The following is a 1,186-nucleotide window of genomic DNA, read 5'->3' as shown; positions in this document are numbered from 1 at the left end:
ATATATAATAAATTAAACGTTATCTCAAATATTTTATATTGATAATGTAATAGAAATAGCTAGAATAATTTAATAAAATTGATTTTCATCAATTAAATGCCTGCCACTATTATTTTTTGGTTTTGATAATATTGTTATTTATAATTAGTTTGTATTACTTATAGGTATTATCAATTTATTTTTCAATAAGGTATATGTGTTTCATTAATTGGAACAAAATCACTTAATCCTATTCTCCATCGTTGTTCAACATATTCTAATAACTCATCGAAATTAGAAAAAACATATTGTTCAAATGAAGTTATTGATTGATTGAATGCACTATTATTATCCGTTAATGTGGGGTCTGCATAATATGTACGCAGCTTATATAAAAAAAACACTTCTTTCTCATCTATTATTGGTCTTATAAGTTGATCTATATAAAGTGAATACAAGGAAAATTCCCATTCGTCATCTTCTTCCTCAGGTTTCTCATATTCAATAGAATAAATCTCAATAAAACGAGTTTTATTTTCTTCCAATCTTTCAAAGAATTGACCTTTCATTTCATAGGGAAATGGATGGTAAGGATTATTGTATTTTCTCTTATTCATAATTAATAAAATATCCTAATAATTTCACCGCCATAGGATCGCTATAAGTATAAATCTGCAAATGCATGCCATTAGAATTCTGAGCTCCAATTTTCGCATTCCAACTAAAATCATCCTAATGATACGTTCCTTTGTACCTGTTTTATTTTGTACAGTTACAAGAGCCTTTTTGCATTTAGTTCACTGCATATTTTACTTCTAATTATCTATGATTTATTACAATTCCCCAACAATAGACCAAAACCTAATTAAAATTCATTAGGTGCACACAGATTCAAGCCAGCTAATAATCTAATCAGGTTTGCCAGAATAAAGCGTTCTATTTCCAGATCATTGTATCTGAAATTATTGTAATGTAAGCCAGTTTATTTGTTTAAATATTGTCCCTAATATCTGAGGTGTTGCTCTATGGATTCGTGTCCAATTTCCTTAATGTGCTTACTTCAAAGCTGATAGCTACATTCTGACAGTATTTCTCTATTTGCATCGGTCAGTTTTTCTGGACAGTTGTTTTAGTTGGAATAAGAGTAGTAATGTAAATTACTAAATTATGATGTAACTTTTTGATATTTTATAATTTTTAAATTAAT

At 27.7% G+C, this 1,186-nt stretch carries 1 protein-coding gene; it reads right to left on the bottom strand.

What is annotated here, in order from left to right:
* Positions 1 to 182: 182 nt before the first annotated feature.
* On the bottom strand, positions 183 to 596 hold the full coding sequence (locus A9G44_RS08905) for a hypothetical protein (protein WP_034915862.1): 414 nt from the start codon (positions 594 to 596) through the stop codon (positions 183 to 185).
* Between the last annotated feature and the right edge of the window lie 590 nt (positions 597 to 1,186).

It is taken from the genome of Gilliamella sp. Occ4-3 (assembly GCF_001690675.1).
In the GTDB taxonomy this organism is placed as follows: domain Bacteria; phylum Pseudomonadota; class Gammaproteobacteria; order Enterobacterales; family Orbaceae; genus Gilliamella; species Gilliamella bombi.
Note: the sequence above shows the minus strand (reverse complement) of the source record. Positions and strands in the feature narration are given on the sequence as shown.